Origin of the sequence: Lentisphaera marina, assembly GCF_028745505.1 — a bacterium.
Classification (GTDB): Bacteria; Verrucomicrobiota; Lentisphaeria; order Lentisphaerales; family Lentisphaeraceae; genus Lentisphaera; species Lentisphaera marina.
This window is the reverse complement of sequence record NZ_JAQZZL010000001.1, coordinates 1,006,794-1,022,499: the sequence shown is the minus strand read 5'-3', so window position 1 is coordinate 1,022,499 and position 15,706 is coordinate 1,006,794. Positions and strand designations below refer to the sequence as shown.

Sequence of the window (15,706 nt, the reverse complement as noted above, 5' to 3'; positions counted from 1 at the left end):
TAGTCATTCAATGTGTTTTTTCACAGTCGAACTGTGATTATCCCTTGAATTATTAACTTTATTAGAGATGACTTATGAAACTCACTCACATATTTTTGACCTGCACCTCCATTGGTCTTACTATCAATGCAACATCCCCACATGTAGGCTCAAACACCCAGAGCACTTCTGAAATCGTAACTGATTATTCTAAATCATTAAGTTTATCAGAACTGACAAATTTAGCTTTTAAAAACAGCCTTGTACTTAAATCTTCTTACCTAAATTGGCAATCAGAGTTACTTCGTGTTTATGCAAAAGGAACTTTACCGGACCCTCAAATTAGCTTCACTCACTATATTGATGAAGTCGAAACCCGAGTAGGTCCCCAAAAACAAGCTATTTCAATCATGCAAAAATTTCCATGGTTTGGTAAAATAGAACTCAATAAAGCCATGCAATCAGAACGTGCTAAGGTAGCTGAAGCTGAGTTTAAGCATGAAAAACTAAACGTGTTGTCTCAGGTTGAGAAGCTTTATTTTGATACCGTATATGTGAAAGAAGCTTTGAGAATCAATGAAGAAAACCAAACTCTATTAAAGAGTTTTGAGCCCATTTCCAGAAATAAAATTAGAACTGGAGGTAATCTGACAGACTTATTAAAAATACAAATGGAAATTGGAAAAACAGAGAATCGGGTAGCCGAATTAAAACTTAGATTAAAGCCACTCAAAGAAAGGCTAAATGAAATACTCGACTATCCATCCGGATTCCCCTTAAAACTCAGTCATGCTAAACCCAAAACTATGGCATTAGATTCTAAAAAATTATATGCAAAATTAAAAAGTAGTCCTTCTATACAAAAAATTAATCATTTGAGTGAGGCCTTAAGACAGCAATCAAATATAGATCATAAAAACTCCTATCCTGATTTTTCCATTGGAATCAAATATATTAGAACTAGTTCCTCAGACATGAATGTAGATGATAATGGTAAAGATCCGATTATGGCTACAATTGGATTAACCATCCCCATTAATCAAAAGAAATATCGCCATAGGCGCCTTGCTACATTACGACAAATCGATAGTGTCGAATATCAAAAAGCTCAAAAACTCCGCAGCCTTGAAAGTGATCTAGCCATCGCTTTATACGAGCTAGAAGATAAAGAACGAGCTCTAAAACTTTATAAATACACACTAATCCCTAAAAATGAAGAATCCTTAAAGCTTACAATGGAATCTTATAAAACAGGAAAAAGTCGCTTTATCGAAATTATTGATCTTCAAAGACAGCTACTCGAGTTTCAACTCATGGAGTTGAAAGCTGAAAACGAAATTTATAAACAATACTCAGAGATCCAGGCGCTTACCTCGTCTGTCCTGATGGAGGAGAAGAAAAATGAATAAATATAAAATTAAACTTCTAGTGATTTTTTTTCTGAGCCTAGTTTTGAGTTCCGCCTTATCATTTTTCATCGGAAAGAATTTTACTAATCCCCAGGATATAACTACATCTGACCCTGCAAAATCAGCGTCTCCTGCAGAGGAAATCATCTGGACCTGCTCGATGCACCCTCAATTCAAACTCAAAGACAAGGTCCCCTGTCCCATTTGCGGAATGGAATTAATCCCTCTTAAAAAAGGTGAATCGCTTGGTGAATGGGAGATTCGACTGAGTGCTTATGCTGAGAAACTAGCTGAAATTGAGCTTAAACCAGCAGAACGAAAGCTAATAACACGCTACATACAACTTCCGGGTAAAATTAATTTTGATGAAACTCAAATAAAACAAGTAAGTGCCCGTTTCTCAGGGAGGCTTGATCGATTATTTGTCGATTACACCGGTATAAATGTCAAAAAGGGAGATCATCTATTTAAGATCTATTCACCTGAACTTATCATAGCTCAGAAAGAACTTATTCAGGCTAAAAATTATACTGAGAATTTAAAAGATTCTAGTTCAGATATAATCAAAACTAGTTCTAAGCTCACTGTACAGGCGGCACGTGATAAATTAAGGCTATGGGGTATGGATGATAAACAGATCGAAAAAATAGAAGCCAGTTCAAAAGTTTTAGAACACATGGAGAAGTATTCCCCTATTAGTGGTGTTGTCATCAAAAAACACCTTGACGAGGGTGCATATGTTAAGGAAGGCGACCCAGTTTATAGTATCGCCAATTTACAAAGTTTATGGGTGGAACTTGAAGCTTATGAAGCAGATCTACCCTGGCTTCACTTTGCTCAAAAAGTCGATTTTGAAATTGAAAGTTACCCGGGTGAAACTTTTTCAGGTTTAATCAATTTTATTCATCCCGTGCTCAACCCCAAAACTCGAACTGTAAAAATAAGACTCAATGTAAAAAATGAAGACGGACGCTTAAAGCCTGCCATGTTTGTCCGTGCTTCGATCAAAGTTAATATTGGGAAAGACGGTCATATAAACAATCAACTTCTAAAAGGAAAATGGATCAGCCCTATGCATCCTGAAGTGATTAGTGACAAACCTGGAAACTGTACTGTTTGTGGAATGGACCTAGTCCCTGCAGCAGAACTTGGCCTCATCAAAAATACAGAAACTGAGCTCCCCCTGGTCATCCCGACTTCAGCCGTACTACTAACTGGTAAACGCGCCGTAGTTTATGTTAAAAACAAAGATCATATCTATGAAGGACGAGTAGTCACACTTGGAGAACGATCTGAAACCGAATTTATCGTAAAAGATGGTCTCGAAGAAGGCGAACTGATTGTAGTCAACGGTAACTTTAAAATTGACTCTGCTCTTCAAATCATGGCGAAGCCAAGCATGATGAGTGAAACAAGTATAGATACACCCGTAGTGTTTAATCTAAGTTCTGAATTCCGTAAATCATTTGCTCCTATGCAGAATACATACCTAAAGTTAAGTACTGATCTCAGTAAAGATAATTACTCTACAATTAAACAAATTCGCAATGAATTTGAGAATGCCCTTAAGCGCATCGACACATCATCTCTAAATGGCACAGCTCTGACCACCTGGGATAATTTAACTAAGCAGATACACATAAAAATCAAGTATCTCAGTAACAGTGAAGATCTGGAAACAGCTAGAGTTCGCTTTGAGCCACTCTCTAAATTAATGATTCGCTTTACTGAACAGTTTGGCAGTTCAGATACTATCCATTTAGCTTATTGCCCTATGGCCTTTAATGATAAAGGTGCTAAATGGTTACAAAATGAAGAGGATGTTGCCAACCCATATTTTGGTAGTGGGATGTATCGCTGTGGTGATATTCAGAAAACCTTTGGCCCTAATAAGAAATTAAAAAGTACTGAAAACTACAAAAGAGAAACTGAGAAAATTGCGATTACAGAAACATCTAATGATCCTTCTGATGTAGCTTTAAGGGCTTATTTAAGAATTCAAAAAAACCTTAGTCTAGATAAAAAACCTAGTGCAAAAGATGCGGGAATCATCTTAGATCAACTTAAGGAAATGAATGTAGACAACAAAGTGCTTGCAACGCTTAATCACATGCATCACAAGGACATTGAAGACGCTAGAAAAGACTTTGAAACACTTTCAAAAATAATGATCCCATTAGCAAAAAAGGGCACATTCTCACAAACTGTCAGAGAAGCCTATTGCTCTATGGCCTTTAACGACCAGGGGGCTTCATGGCTGCAAACTGAAGAGCGCGTGGAGAACCCCTACTGGGGCTCAAGAATGTATCGCTGCGGTGGCATCCTAGAGGTTTATAAAGGGGGGAAATAATGGATGAACTTAAAACTAAAAAGCCTGAAAGCCACGGAATGATGGACAAAATAATTAAATTTTGCCTACTGAATAAACTTCTCGTTTTCCTTTTGGTCATTGCATCTCTTACATGGGGTGTAATGGTTTCTCCTTTTGACTGGGAAATCGACGCTCTCCCCAGGGATCCAGTACCTGTAGATGCCATCCCAGATATTGGAGAAAATCAGCAAATAGTCTTTACTCGCTGGCCCGGTCGCTCTCCTCAAGACATGGAAGACCAGGTGACTTATCCGCTAACTACCGCATTACTTGGAGTCCCTGAAGTTAAAACTATCCGCAGCTTTTCTATGTTTGGTTTCAGTTCAATTTATATCATTTTCGAAGAAAGTGCTGAATTTTACTGGTCGCGATCACGCGTTCTTGAAAAACTTAATGCACTGCCTGCCGGAACTCTGCCAGATGGGGTGAAACCCATGCTCGGCCCGGATGCCACTGCTCTGGGACAAGTCTACTGGTACACTCTCGAAGGTTTAGCTAAAAACGGTATACCAACAGGTGGCTGGGATCTTCATGAACTTCGCTCTATACAGGACTGGTACGTACGTTATGGTCTATTAGGAGCAGAAGGAATCAGTGAAGTAGCATCAGTTGGCGGATATGTACAGGAATATCAAATTGACGTTGATCCGGAAGCAATGCGCATAAAAGACGTTACGCTGGATCAAATTTTTATGGCCATAAAAATGTCTAATATGGATGTAGGGGCTCGTACAATTGAAATTAACAAAGCTGAATACATCATCCGTGGTCTTGGCTTCATAAAAAGTCTTGAAGATATTGAAAAGACGGTGGTGAAAACTAGCGATAATATCCCCATCCTTGTAAAAGATGTTGCTAATGTGGCCCTTGGGCCCGCATTGAGACGTGGTATTCTCGATAAACAAGGTGCCGAAGCCGTAGGTGGCGTGGCCGTTGTACGCTATGGAGAAAACCCACTGGAAGCGATAAAATCTCTCAAGGGAAAAATAAAAGAAATCTCTCCTGGTTTACCCAGTAAAGTGATTATCGACTACAATCAAGTTGATATAAAAGCTGTACGTAATTTTGCTGAAGAGAACGGTTTTGAAGCATTCACTAAAGAAGCTAAGCTCAATCAAGATGAATGGAAAAGCTTTCTTAGTAGTGGGCAGGATCCACCTAAATGGTTAACTTTAAGCCAAGTTAAAATAGTCCCATTTTATGATCGAGCTGGCCTAATTAAAGAAACTTTAGGCACCCTTGAGACAGCCATAACTCAACAGGTTCTCATAACCATCATCGTAATCCTGGTTATGATGATGCATTTGCGAAGTTCCGGCATCATTTCTATAACACTTCCTTTCGCAGTTATCTTATGTTTTATTGCCATGAAAATATTTGGAGTAGACGCAAACATTGTCGCTCTTTCCGGTATAGCTATTGCCATTGGGACTCTGGCTACCCCTAGGCCCATCTGCAGGAGAATTTAAGAACTTTGCAGCAGTTGCTAGCCCAATATTCTGCTTACTGAGTATCTTCCTTTTATGGCAATATATCTACAAATGGACTCTGCATTTTGTCTTAACTTTTAAAGCCGTATTTCTGTGTCTAATTACTATTATTTTAGTTTGTGGCACATCAGCTTGGCTTGGCTTTGATAATACTTTTTCATGGCTCCCGGACAAGTGGAAAAAATCAGAACTCTATGTTAACCTCAAGCATAAAGCACCTGGTTTACAGAAAGAATTCATGCCTTCTCTTGATGAAGGCTCATACCTCTACATGCCCACAACCATGGTTCACGCTTCTCTTGGAGAAGCCTATGATGCCATGCAGAAGCAGGATATAAGTTTTACTGCTATTCCGGAAATCGCCAATGCTGTAGGAAAACTAGGAAGAGCTGAAACTCCATTGGATCCAGCTCCCATATCGATGTTTGAAACAGTCATCAATTATAAAAGTGAGTATATAGTTAATGACCAGGGGCATCGCCAGCGTTTTAAATTTGATAAAAATACAATTGATTTGATGCGCAATTCCCACGGCGAAGCTGTACTTGCAAATGATGGGAAAGAATATTTCGTACAAGGCAAATTCCTTCGCGATCATCTTGGTCATTTAATTCTAGACGATCAGGGCATGCCATTCAGAAATTGGCGACTTCCACTTGACTCGCATTTGAAAGGTAATGAAAATAGAGATGCGTGGGTTGGCATTAATTCTCCCAATGACATATGGGATGAAATTGTTAAAGCCGGTGAAATACCTGGAACGACATCTGCACCAAAGCTTCAACCTATTGCCGCGAGAATCGTCATGCTTCAAAGTGGCATGCGCGCACCAATGGGCATCAAAGTCAATGGTCCTGATTTAGATACTATTGAACAATTTGGCGTAGAACTTGAAAAACATATGAAAAAAGTTACTGGGGTTAATCCTGCAGCTGTAGTCGCCGATAGAATTGTAGGAAAACCTTACCTAGAAATTGAAATAAATCGCGATGCTATAGCGCGCTATGGACTTCACATAAAAACTGTTCAACAGGTCATTGAAGTTGCTATCGGTGGAAAACCGCTAACAAAAACAGTGGAAGGTAGAGAACGCTATCCAGTCAGAGTTCGCTATCAACGGGAATTGAGAGATTCTATCGACGAAATTGAAAACATATTAATAGCTGGTGTAAACGGACAGCAGATCCCCTTAAAACAAATCGCAAAAATAAACTATGTTCGTGGACCCCAAGTAATAAAGAATGAAGACACCTTCTTGACTGGATATGTCCTTTTTGATAAACTCAAAGATTACGCAGAAGTAGATGTCGTAGAAAGTTCCCAAAAATACTTAAAAGAACTCATTAAAAGTGGAGAACTAATTGTACCAGATGGTGTCAAATATCATTTCTCTGGATCTTATGAGAATCAACTACGCGCTGAAAAGAAACTACGTGTTGTTCTACCATTAGCGATGTTTGTTATCTTTATACTTCTCTATCTTCACTTTAAGAACATCCCCAATACAATGATGGTTTTCAGCGGTATTGCAGTTGCCTGGGCAGGTGGTTTTATATTCATATGGCTTTACGGCCAGGAATGGTTTCTTGCAGGCGACTTTATGGGGATCAACTTCCGCTCTTTATTCGACATTAAGGCTATTAACTTATCAGTGGCCGTTTGGGTAGGTTTCTTAGCACTATTTGGAATTGCTACCGACGATGGTGTGGTTATGGGAACTTATTTAAAGGATAGTTTCAATAAAGATAAAAGAACTGATATAAAACAAATTCGATCAGCTGTGATTTCAGGAGCTCAAAGACGAATCAGACCTTGCCTAATGACTACTGCAACAACCTTACTGGCGCTTCTACCTATTCTCAGCTCAACTGGAAGAGGCTCAGACGTTATGGTGCCCATGGCCATCCCAAGTTTTGGAGGAATGTTGGTTGTGCAGTTATCGGTATTTTTAGTTCCATGCTTATTTTCGATGATCAAAGAATTTCAGCTTCACACTAAACTCAAAAACAGTACAATTGACAACTTATTTATTGGATTTCTAACTAGTGGAATACTCCTCGGGATATGGTTCACAACACAAGCAAACAATTCTACTGACCCACTGTTTTTGATTATAGGTGGCGTCATAGCATCATTGGCTATTTTGTGTTTTCTAATATCAGTAATTGTCCTCCCAATGGACTTTGTTTACGCTTGGAAGCAATTCAAAAAATGGCTTAAAGAATAATAGTCCTTCCATTATAAATAAATCAAAATCGACGAGATTAAGTCAGCCCATTTCACGCTGCCTTATGCCTTCATAAGAAGTATTTGTCATGGTTTAATTATAAGGATCCAGCCTGTGCTCATTGCCATAATAGCATGGAAAATAATGGTTCAACTTTACTGATATTAAATTTAGAATCACCTTCACTGACTGCGAAAATATTTGATAATACCTTTCCTTCCACTGTATTAAATAATTGGATAAATCCACCAACTGCTTCAGTTCATACGTAAGCACAAAGCACTATAATGGAAGAGGTATGAATAACTCGAGGTATGAAGGACCTCTTAAAAATATATCTTGTAGTATCGCCAGCGGAGCTTGCCAAATCATACATTCGCTGACTATATAAATCTGACGCTCACCACTCGTATTGACTTCTCTTTGGTCCTAGAGACCAAACTCTACTTCAATCAAATAGGGTTTCCAGCTTTGCTGGGCAAACTAAAAACGGCAGTACGCGAACGCACTGCCGTTTAGAGTATTTTTTTGGTGCTGATTAACCCGTGTTTTTCATTGCGGCTGCAATACCGGCAATGGTTGCCATAACAGCGTCTTCAAGAACGGGGTCACCATCTTGATTTTCTTTGTAGAGTCGACGCATACATTCACCCTGAAGGTAATTGAGTGTGTCTGCATAAGGATTACGTACTTTGATTGATGCACGCAGTGCTACGCGCTCTTCCTGAGTGCTTAAACCCGCCACAACTTGCTGTGCAGTCATGATTGTCTGCTTGAGTTTACCGCGAAGTTCTAAACCGAGTTCTTTCACATCATCATCTGCAAGGATTTCGTCATAATATTTAGCGACACGGTGATCCGTTTTTACAAGGACCATATCAATCATATCCATAAGGAAGTAGAAGAAGGGCCAATCTTGAATCATTTCCTGAAGCATATCGTGCTTGTCGTCATCAAGTGCTACTTTGAGTGCTTCACCAACACCGAGCCAAGAAGGAAGCATGAGACGAATTTGAGTCCAAGCAAAAATCCAAGGAATCGCACGAAGTGATTCAATACCACCGCTCTTTTTACGCTTGGCAGGGCGACTACCAATATGAAGGCGACCGAGCTCCTGCTCTGGAGTTACTTGACGGAAGTATTTAACAAAGTTTTCACGTCCACGAACGATATCACGATAAGCATCGCAAGAAATCACTGACATCTTGTCCATGAGTTCACGCCATTCAGGCTTTGGTACAGGAGGCTTGGCAAGAGTTGCCTGAAGTACTGCAGTCACATAGAGAAGGAGGTTGTGGCAAGCGACATCAATCGTTGAGTACTTAGCTTGCAGAACTTCGCCCTGCTCCGTTACACGCATACGACCATCAACCGTACCTGGAGGTTGAGACATGAGTGCATGCTCAACTGGGCCGCCACCGCGGCCGACAGAACCACCGCGACCGTGGAAAAGTGTTAATTTAATTCCGTGTTTTTCACTAACTTGGTGCAAAGCTTCTTGAGCTGTGTACTGAGCCCAACTTGCTGCCAGTTTACCTGCATCTTTACCAGAATCTGAATAGCCAATCATCACTTCTTGTGAACCATGGCTGGCTTCTTTGTACCAGTCAATACCAAAGAGCGTATCCATAATATCGCCTGAGTTCTCAAGGTCTTCAAGAGTCTCAAATAAAGGTGCAACGCGCAAAGGTTTCTTAACGCCACACTCTTTCTGAAGAAGGTGTACGGCTAATACATCAGAAGCTGCACGCGACATTGAGATTACATAAGCACCTAAAGCTTCTTCTGGTTGCTTCGCAATTGTTTTTACCGTATCAACAACTTCTTGGCAATCGGCATCAAATTGAATATCTCTTGGCAAAAGTGGACGTTTACTTTTTAATTCACGAACTAGGAATTCTTGCTTCTTCGCTTCATCCCACTCATCGTAACTACCGAGTTCAAGGTGTTCGGTAATTGCGTTAATCACATCGCTATGGCGAGTTGATTCTTGACGAACATCAAGTTTTAAAATGTTGAGACCAAAGCAGCTTGCTCGACGAATAATTTTCAACACACTCGCATCGGCTAGATCTTTACCACTGCATTCAACAAGCGAACGGTGACAAATGTGAAGCGCGTCAAGGAATTCGTTGATATCTTCCATTAATGGCAGCTGAGGCTCGTAAGATTTCCCTTCAAGCTGAGCTTGAGTCCATTTTTTGGTTTCGAGGAAACGTGCACGGAAAGGACGTAAGAATACGCGATAAGGTTCGTGAACGTCACCGACGATGGCACGAAGCTCATCACTACAATCAGTTTCTGAGATTCTTTGAATCGCTTTATTAATCTCTTTATAATAGAGTTCGGAAGCCGTCCAACGATTACGTAGGCAGACTTGCTCGGTTGTTTCGTGTGTTACATTGGGGTTACCATCGCGGTCACCGCCCATCCATGAAGCAAATTTAATCGGAGCTGCCCAAGTCGGGAGCTTTTTACCTGTAAAACTTTCGACAATTGCGTCGAGCTCAAGCATAAAGCGTGGTACAGCATCCCATACCGTGTCTTCAATAATTGCGAGTCCCCACTTTGCTTCTTCGAAAGGAGTAGGTCTGACACGGCGAATTTCATCGGATTCCCAAAGAGAAGTAATAAGAACAGCGATTCTGTTAATATTATCTTTTTGCTCCGAAGGCGTCATACGATAATTTTCTTTCTGATCGAGTAAAGTATTGATTTGCGCGTGCTTATGCAACCAAGTTCTGCGCTTAACTTCAGTCGGGTGAGCCGTCATAACGAGCTCAATATTCATTCCTGCAATCGTATCGATGATTTCTTGCTTACTTCTGCCATTAGCCAGAAGTTCAGGAATGATTTGCGTGAGTTTTGTTAAGTGTTTGGTAAGGGCACCTTCTTCATAATCCTTCATGTCACTCATAAAGTGATGCGCTTCTGCAAGGTTAGCAAGGTTTAAAAACTGGCCAAAGGCACGAACTAAATTTTTGAGTTCTTCATTAGAAAGACCACGAATGAGATCTTTGAGTTCTTTATCCGCAGCTTCATCATCTTTTTTTCGAGCACGCTTGGAAAGTAAACGAATATTTTCAAGTTTATCAAAAAACTCTTGTCCAACCTGAGTTTTTATCGTATCGCCGAGTAATGAACCCAGCATTTTTATATCTTGCTTGAGAGGTGATTTTTTCTTCAAAACAAGTCTCCTAAATTATTTTTTCATTTGCGCGTTATATAATGCCCCTTTAGGCGACTTTCCACACAAAGGCTTATTTTGTGACTTGCTTTTGTGAATTATTTTTTTTACACACTACTATTCTCCCTCAAAAGGAGAATGAGCTCATAAAAAAAAGCGTGCCATCTGACACGCCTTGTAAAGGTAAATGTATTTAGATATTAATCATCGCCACTGAGACTGATAACAATCTGCAAGATATACCAAAACATAGTTGCGAGAGATGCAAATAATTCTAATGAAGCTCCGACGTAATCATCTTCACGATACTCATGAATGATATTTGAAGTAGTAAATAAAATACCGGCTCCGGATAAGCCGACCATCGCTACTGAAAACCAAAGTCCTAAGTTAAAACCCATTAATGAACCCGCTACAATTGCGATTACCGCAAGAATACCGCCCCACATGAGAAAACCACGCAAGAAAGAAAAGTTTTTACGCGTAACAAAGGCAATACCAGTGAGCGCAATGAAACCAGAGAGTGTGATCATGGCTGCTTCAAAAATTAAGTTACCATCAGGAACAACTTGAAGAGCATACATCATTAGCGGCAAGAAGAGGCAGGCATAAGCCCCCGTATACAAAAATAAACCTGCATACTGCACAGGCTTGCTTGCTGCACGTGCCATAGATGTCGCAATCATAGAGACAATCATAAATCCACCTAGAACCCATAACCATCCTGCTTGCAAAGCACGCACCGCCAATTCTTGTGCTTGTTGATTTTCTAAAAGAAATGATTCTATCGCCATGAAGGCCATGACCGCGCCAAATAAGTTAATATAAGTTTTTGTAATGAATCGCGCTCGTGCATTTTCATCCATGAAGGATTGTTTTGTTGCTAAATTTTGTCTCATTTTTACTCCATAATATTTATATCAAAATACTATTATTGTTCTTCTTAATTATTTTAGTTCAAGTTTACTAATCCACGTATAATTGTGAGTAAGTTATTCCACTTTTAAAATTATTTCAATTTTTGCGCTAAAGCCATACAAGATGGCTGTCCTGGTGCTGCAGGCTTATCAAGAAAGCCGTATGTGAATTTTGACCCTAATTTTGGCAAAGTGAAACGCGTCTCTAAGCCTTCTGGCCCCATACCCATCAAAGCTAAACTTGAATTTGGATGAGATTTCAAAGTTTCTTCCAAAATATCACGGTCTTCTGCTTTATTGCAATACACAGCTAACTTCACAATATCGACTCCCCAAGCTTCTCCTTGCTTAATCAAATCAGCCATCTCTTCTTGGCTTGGGCATTTTTCATAATTGTGGAAGGAAGAAATAATTGTCATATCACTAGGGAAGTCACTACGTTTTTGATAAGTAAACAAATCACTTTTCAACTCGATATCTGCGTAAGTCGCAATACCAAAAAATTCTTTAAAGAATTCAAATCGGTGGGCGTCATCAATTTGCCAGGTACCACCTTCTTTATTGGTACGAATAGTGATAAGAATGGGGCGGTATTGACTGACTTCTTTAGCTAAACTTTTTGCTTCCGCTAAATCCATGTATTCATCAAAGCGCAATTCAACGACATCACAGCCATCTAATTTCATAGGGTTCTGTGCAAGATCACTCAAAGTATCCAGTGAAGAAATGGTACCAACGATAAAAAACGTACTCATGATAGGATCCTAATTAAATTAGCTCAAATATAAGCAATACATCACAGGCGTCAACTGTAGCGATGCGGAATTATACATTTCAGCGTAAATCTAGGTCTTCATTCATTCTTACGCCAATAGATTTTTTGTCACTACCTTTTAAGTAACCTGCACTTAATTCTAACAAAGTAAAATCACCCTTACTCACGTTTTTAAACTTTGGCTTCGCTAAAATACATTTACTAAAGTTACCGACTTTACCATCTGCTTCGTCTAAAGAGTAAGTGGAGCCTTTGTGTCCTACTGAAATAGCCCCCGGTGCATACAATAGGCAATTCTTATAATCACCTTTGTTACTTTCTCTGTTGAAATGAATGAGTGCCCCAGAAGAATAGATGATACAATTTACAAACTCATAATCTGCATTACCGTTTATCACACATCTTAAGTCATATATAGGTTTCTTTAAAATTGAATTTTCGACATGAATATTTTTATTTTTCGCTCCTCTAATTCCCGAAAGGATTGAGTTGGAAATATTGATATTATCACCCTCTTTGGAGGCGATCAATGGCCCTTTTATCATACAGTTATTTATATTTACATGACTACCTTTATCATATATGAGTACCCGACCAATTAAGGTTATATTTTTAATTTGTATATTAGAAGAAGATACAATTAAATTACCTTTAATAGTAACATTTTTTGTTCCAATAAGATTGACTTTTCTTCCTTCAATTTTCAAGTCGCCTACATAATCCCCAGGTAAAACCCTTACCGTATTATATCTTTCTGAAAGTTGCTTATTAAAATATAAATTACTGTGTGAATTATTTATAAATATCTCTTCAGACCCATCCCTTTCAGTGAATTTATCAAACTGATTTAACAAGTTTACATAGTACTCATTACCACCTTTGAGATTCACCCTACTAGAATACAATTCTATCAATTGTCTCAGCTGATGTGAAAAAGCAATTAGATCATCATTCACTAAACTCTTAGCTTGATTACTTAAATATGGGTAGTTATACACTTTAAAAAGTCTTTCCATCTCTTCATTAGCCAAATTAGCTAAACGTTCTTTTAACTCTAAGTTAAGAATGTCACCATAACTTTTCCTATAAGTTTCTAAAGACTTATCGGCTGTTATCAAATCGTCTCTATAAATATGAAAAATTGTTGTTAAGAATGCTTTAGTTGATTCATCCTCTCCATAAGCAATCCACTTTTGCAATTCTTCTCCTTTCAATTCATCTATGCTATAAGTCTTCTTAATAACACCTTTGGAGTAATTTAAATTCACCTCAACAGTTAAATTATCTAAATCGCAAGAAACTACGCTTGCCTTAAAATCACTTCCATTAAAACTAACTGAGACTAGAACTTCATCTTGAGTTGCTAAAGTCGTCATAATTTCTGTATTTATTGCTTCTATGCTTGATTTTTCAATGAGTTTTGAAAAATTGAGCAAATCTACGGAGTCATATAAGGGCAATAATTCTTTCACGCCTGCACTAGCTAATTTATATTCTTTAGCAAAGAGGTTTTCTACTACAGCAGTAAGTTTTTCTCGCAAAGCAACTTCAATTAAACTTTGTGCAAGATCTTGACTATGCTTAGCTGTAAGTTCTTTTTGTTTAATTATATTTTTTAATTCGGCAGCCAACTTTTCTCTAATTTTTAAGGTTTCCAGGGCAAATGGTCCCTTATAGTTAGTGTAAATTTCTAAAGCTTTATTGTACTCCCTGTTAAAAACAGCTGTACCTACTTCTGATTTCAAATTAATAACGATTCTTCTTTGCTCAGCTAATTTCGCCTTATTTATTGCCTTCGCTATCTTTTGCAACTTTACTTTCTGATTATTATTTGCTTGGTCTAAATCTTGAAGTAATTGTTTATCGAGCTTATCAAAATCAGGCTCACTTTTTCTCATTTCAATTAGATAGAATTGCTCATTTAATTTAAACTCAAGTTGTTTTTTTGACGCGTTAATTGTTCTTTCTAATTCTTTATTTTGATTCTTTTCAATCACTAAGGCTTTTTCATTTTCAACTATCAATGGCGCCACCTGTTTTTCTTCAGGCATATTAGCAAAAATCAACCATGATAAACTGATTGCTAAAACTATAAACACACCCATAAAAAGAGGCGCTTGGGATTTTTCGTTTGCTTGGTTTTGTACTCTAACATTTCTATGGTCAATTTTAGTAGGTGAAACATGAGCTTTAATACGTCTGCGTTTAACACGCTTTTTGTCATTAAGTTTTTCACTCAAATCGATGGGAATATCTAAAGCTGTTTGAGTAAGCATCCTACGACGAACGGCATTAGCACTCATAGGTGCATTAAGGTTTTTAGATTTATAATCGCCTAAGGGGTTGAGGAGATTAATAACTTTTTTCTTATATAGGTCTTTCTTGTATAAGTCGGTTTTTTCACCTTCCATTTGATTTAAGTTTTGATGATTTTTCGCAGAAAAATAATTCTCTAATTGCTGACGAAATTCTTTAAAACTTTGTGGCCTATTGGCTGGATCATTTTCGGTAATAGATTTAAATATCTTGAAAAAACCTTCATCAATTTCAGCTTCGACAGCTTGGGGAAATACAAGATTTTGGTAGTCGACATCTTCACCATCTGAAGATACGCAGGGAGTGGTACCAGCAATCATATAATAAAGAATCATACCTAATGAGTAGATATCACTAGCTTGAGTTGGATAACCTTTACCACGAGCTACTTCAGGGCTCAAGTAATACACATCAAAAAAATGTAATTCTGATTTTGCAAAAGATTTTTCACTCAACAGTTGTGGTGCGATACCAAAGCCTTGATAGCGCACTTTCCCCTTATTTGAAATAAAAATATTATTAGGATTTAGGTTAAAATGCCCCGTACCAATCTTAGCCACACCTTCCTCCAAAGATTTTACTAACTCATAAATAAGGTCAAGTGCCTGATCAGGCGCCCAGATATATCCGTAAGCTACAAGTTGCTCGATACTTTCAAGTTTTCTAAACGGCATAACTTGGTACAAATATTTATCCGACAAGCCTGTATCAATAATTAACATGTGATTTTCACCTGCCATGAAAGACACTGCGCCAACTAATTCTATAAACTCTTTGGGATTACTAATCAAATCTGTTAAAGTCTTATCATATATCCTAAGTAACCTCAACTCATCATCATTTAAATCTTTACAAATATACGTAGAACTATATCCATCATCATTTGTTTTATAAAGAGTTTGATACTTGCCCGCAATGCGGACGCCTTCTTCCATACGACCGGGACGCAGTTCAATGTCTGCTCCACATTTAACGCATTTAAAGCGGTCAACATGAATCGTTCCTTCTAGGTCCATCACGTGTTCACAAGTACTA

Annotated in this window: 6 protein-coding genes and 1 pseudogene; 3 read left to right on the top strand and 4 right to left on the bottom strand. The window is 38.4% G+C overall.

Annotated features, from left to right (window positions below; translation table 11 throughout):
• Positions 1-389 precede the first annotated feature (389 nt).
• From PQO01_RS04135 to PQO01_RS21590, 3 genes and pseudogenes are all read left to right on the top strand, one after another.
• On the top strand, positions 390-1,388 hold the full coding sequence (locus PQO01_RS04135) for a TolC family protein (RefSeq protein WP_476408966.1): 999 nt from the start codon (positions 390-392) through the stop codon (positions 1,386-1,388).
• Positions 1,381-3,738 (top strand): heavy metal-binding domain-containing protein, encoded by a 2,358-nt coding sequence (locus PQO01_RS04130; RefSeq protein ID WP_274312780.1) that lies wholly within the window; start codon positions 1,381-1,383, stop codon positions 3,736-3,738. Before PQO01_RS04135 ends, PQO01_RS04130 begins: the two co-directional genes overlap by 8 nt.
• A pseudogene (locus tag PQO01_RS21590) lies at positions 3,738-7,476 on the top strand (efflux RND transporter permease subunit). The gene PQO01_RS04130 and the pseudogene PQO01_RS21590 overlap by 1 nt, the downstream one beginning before the upstream one ends.
• A gap of 538 nt (positions 7,477-8,014) precedes the next feature.
• Here the strand turns inward: PQO01_RS21590 and ppc are convergent.
• From ppc to PQO01_RS04100, 4 genes are all read right to left on the bottom strand, one after another.
• Entirely contained in the window at positions 8,015-10,663 is a 2,649-nt protein-coding gene (gene ppc / locus PQO01_RS04115; RefSeq protein ID WP_274312777.1) for a phosphoenolpyruvate carboxylase, read from the bottom strand.
• A 200-nt stretch (positions 10,664-10,863) separates the two neighbouring features.
• Entirely contained in the window at positions 10,864-11,562 is a 699-nt protein-coding gene (locus PQO01_RS04110; RefSeq protein WP_274312776.1) for a Bax inhibitor-1/YccA family protein, read from the bottom strand.
• A gap of 110 nt (positions 11,563-11,672) precedes the next feature.
• Positions 11,673-12,335 (bottom strand): type I 3-dehydroquinate dehydratase, encoded by a 663-nt coding sequence (locus tag PQO01_RS04105; RefSeq protein ID WP_274312775.1) that lies wholly within the window; start codon positions 12,333-12,335, stop codon positions 11,673-11,675.
• 79 nt (positions 12,336-12,414) lie between these two features.
• Complete coding sequence (locus PQO01_RS04100; protein WP_274312774.1) at positions 12,415-15,687, bottom strand: protein kinase domain-containing protein; 3,273 nt, start codon at positions 15,685-15,687, stop codon at positions 12,415-12,417.
• Positions 15,688-15,706 lie beyond the last annotated feature (19 nt).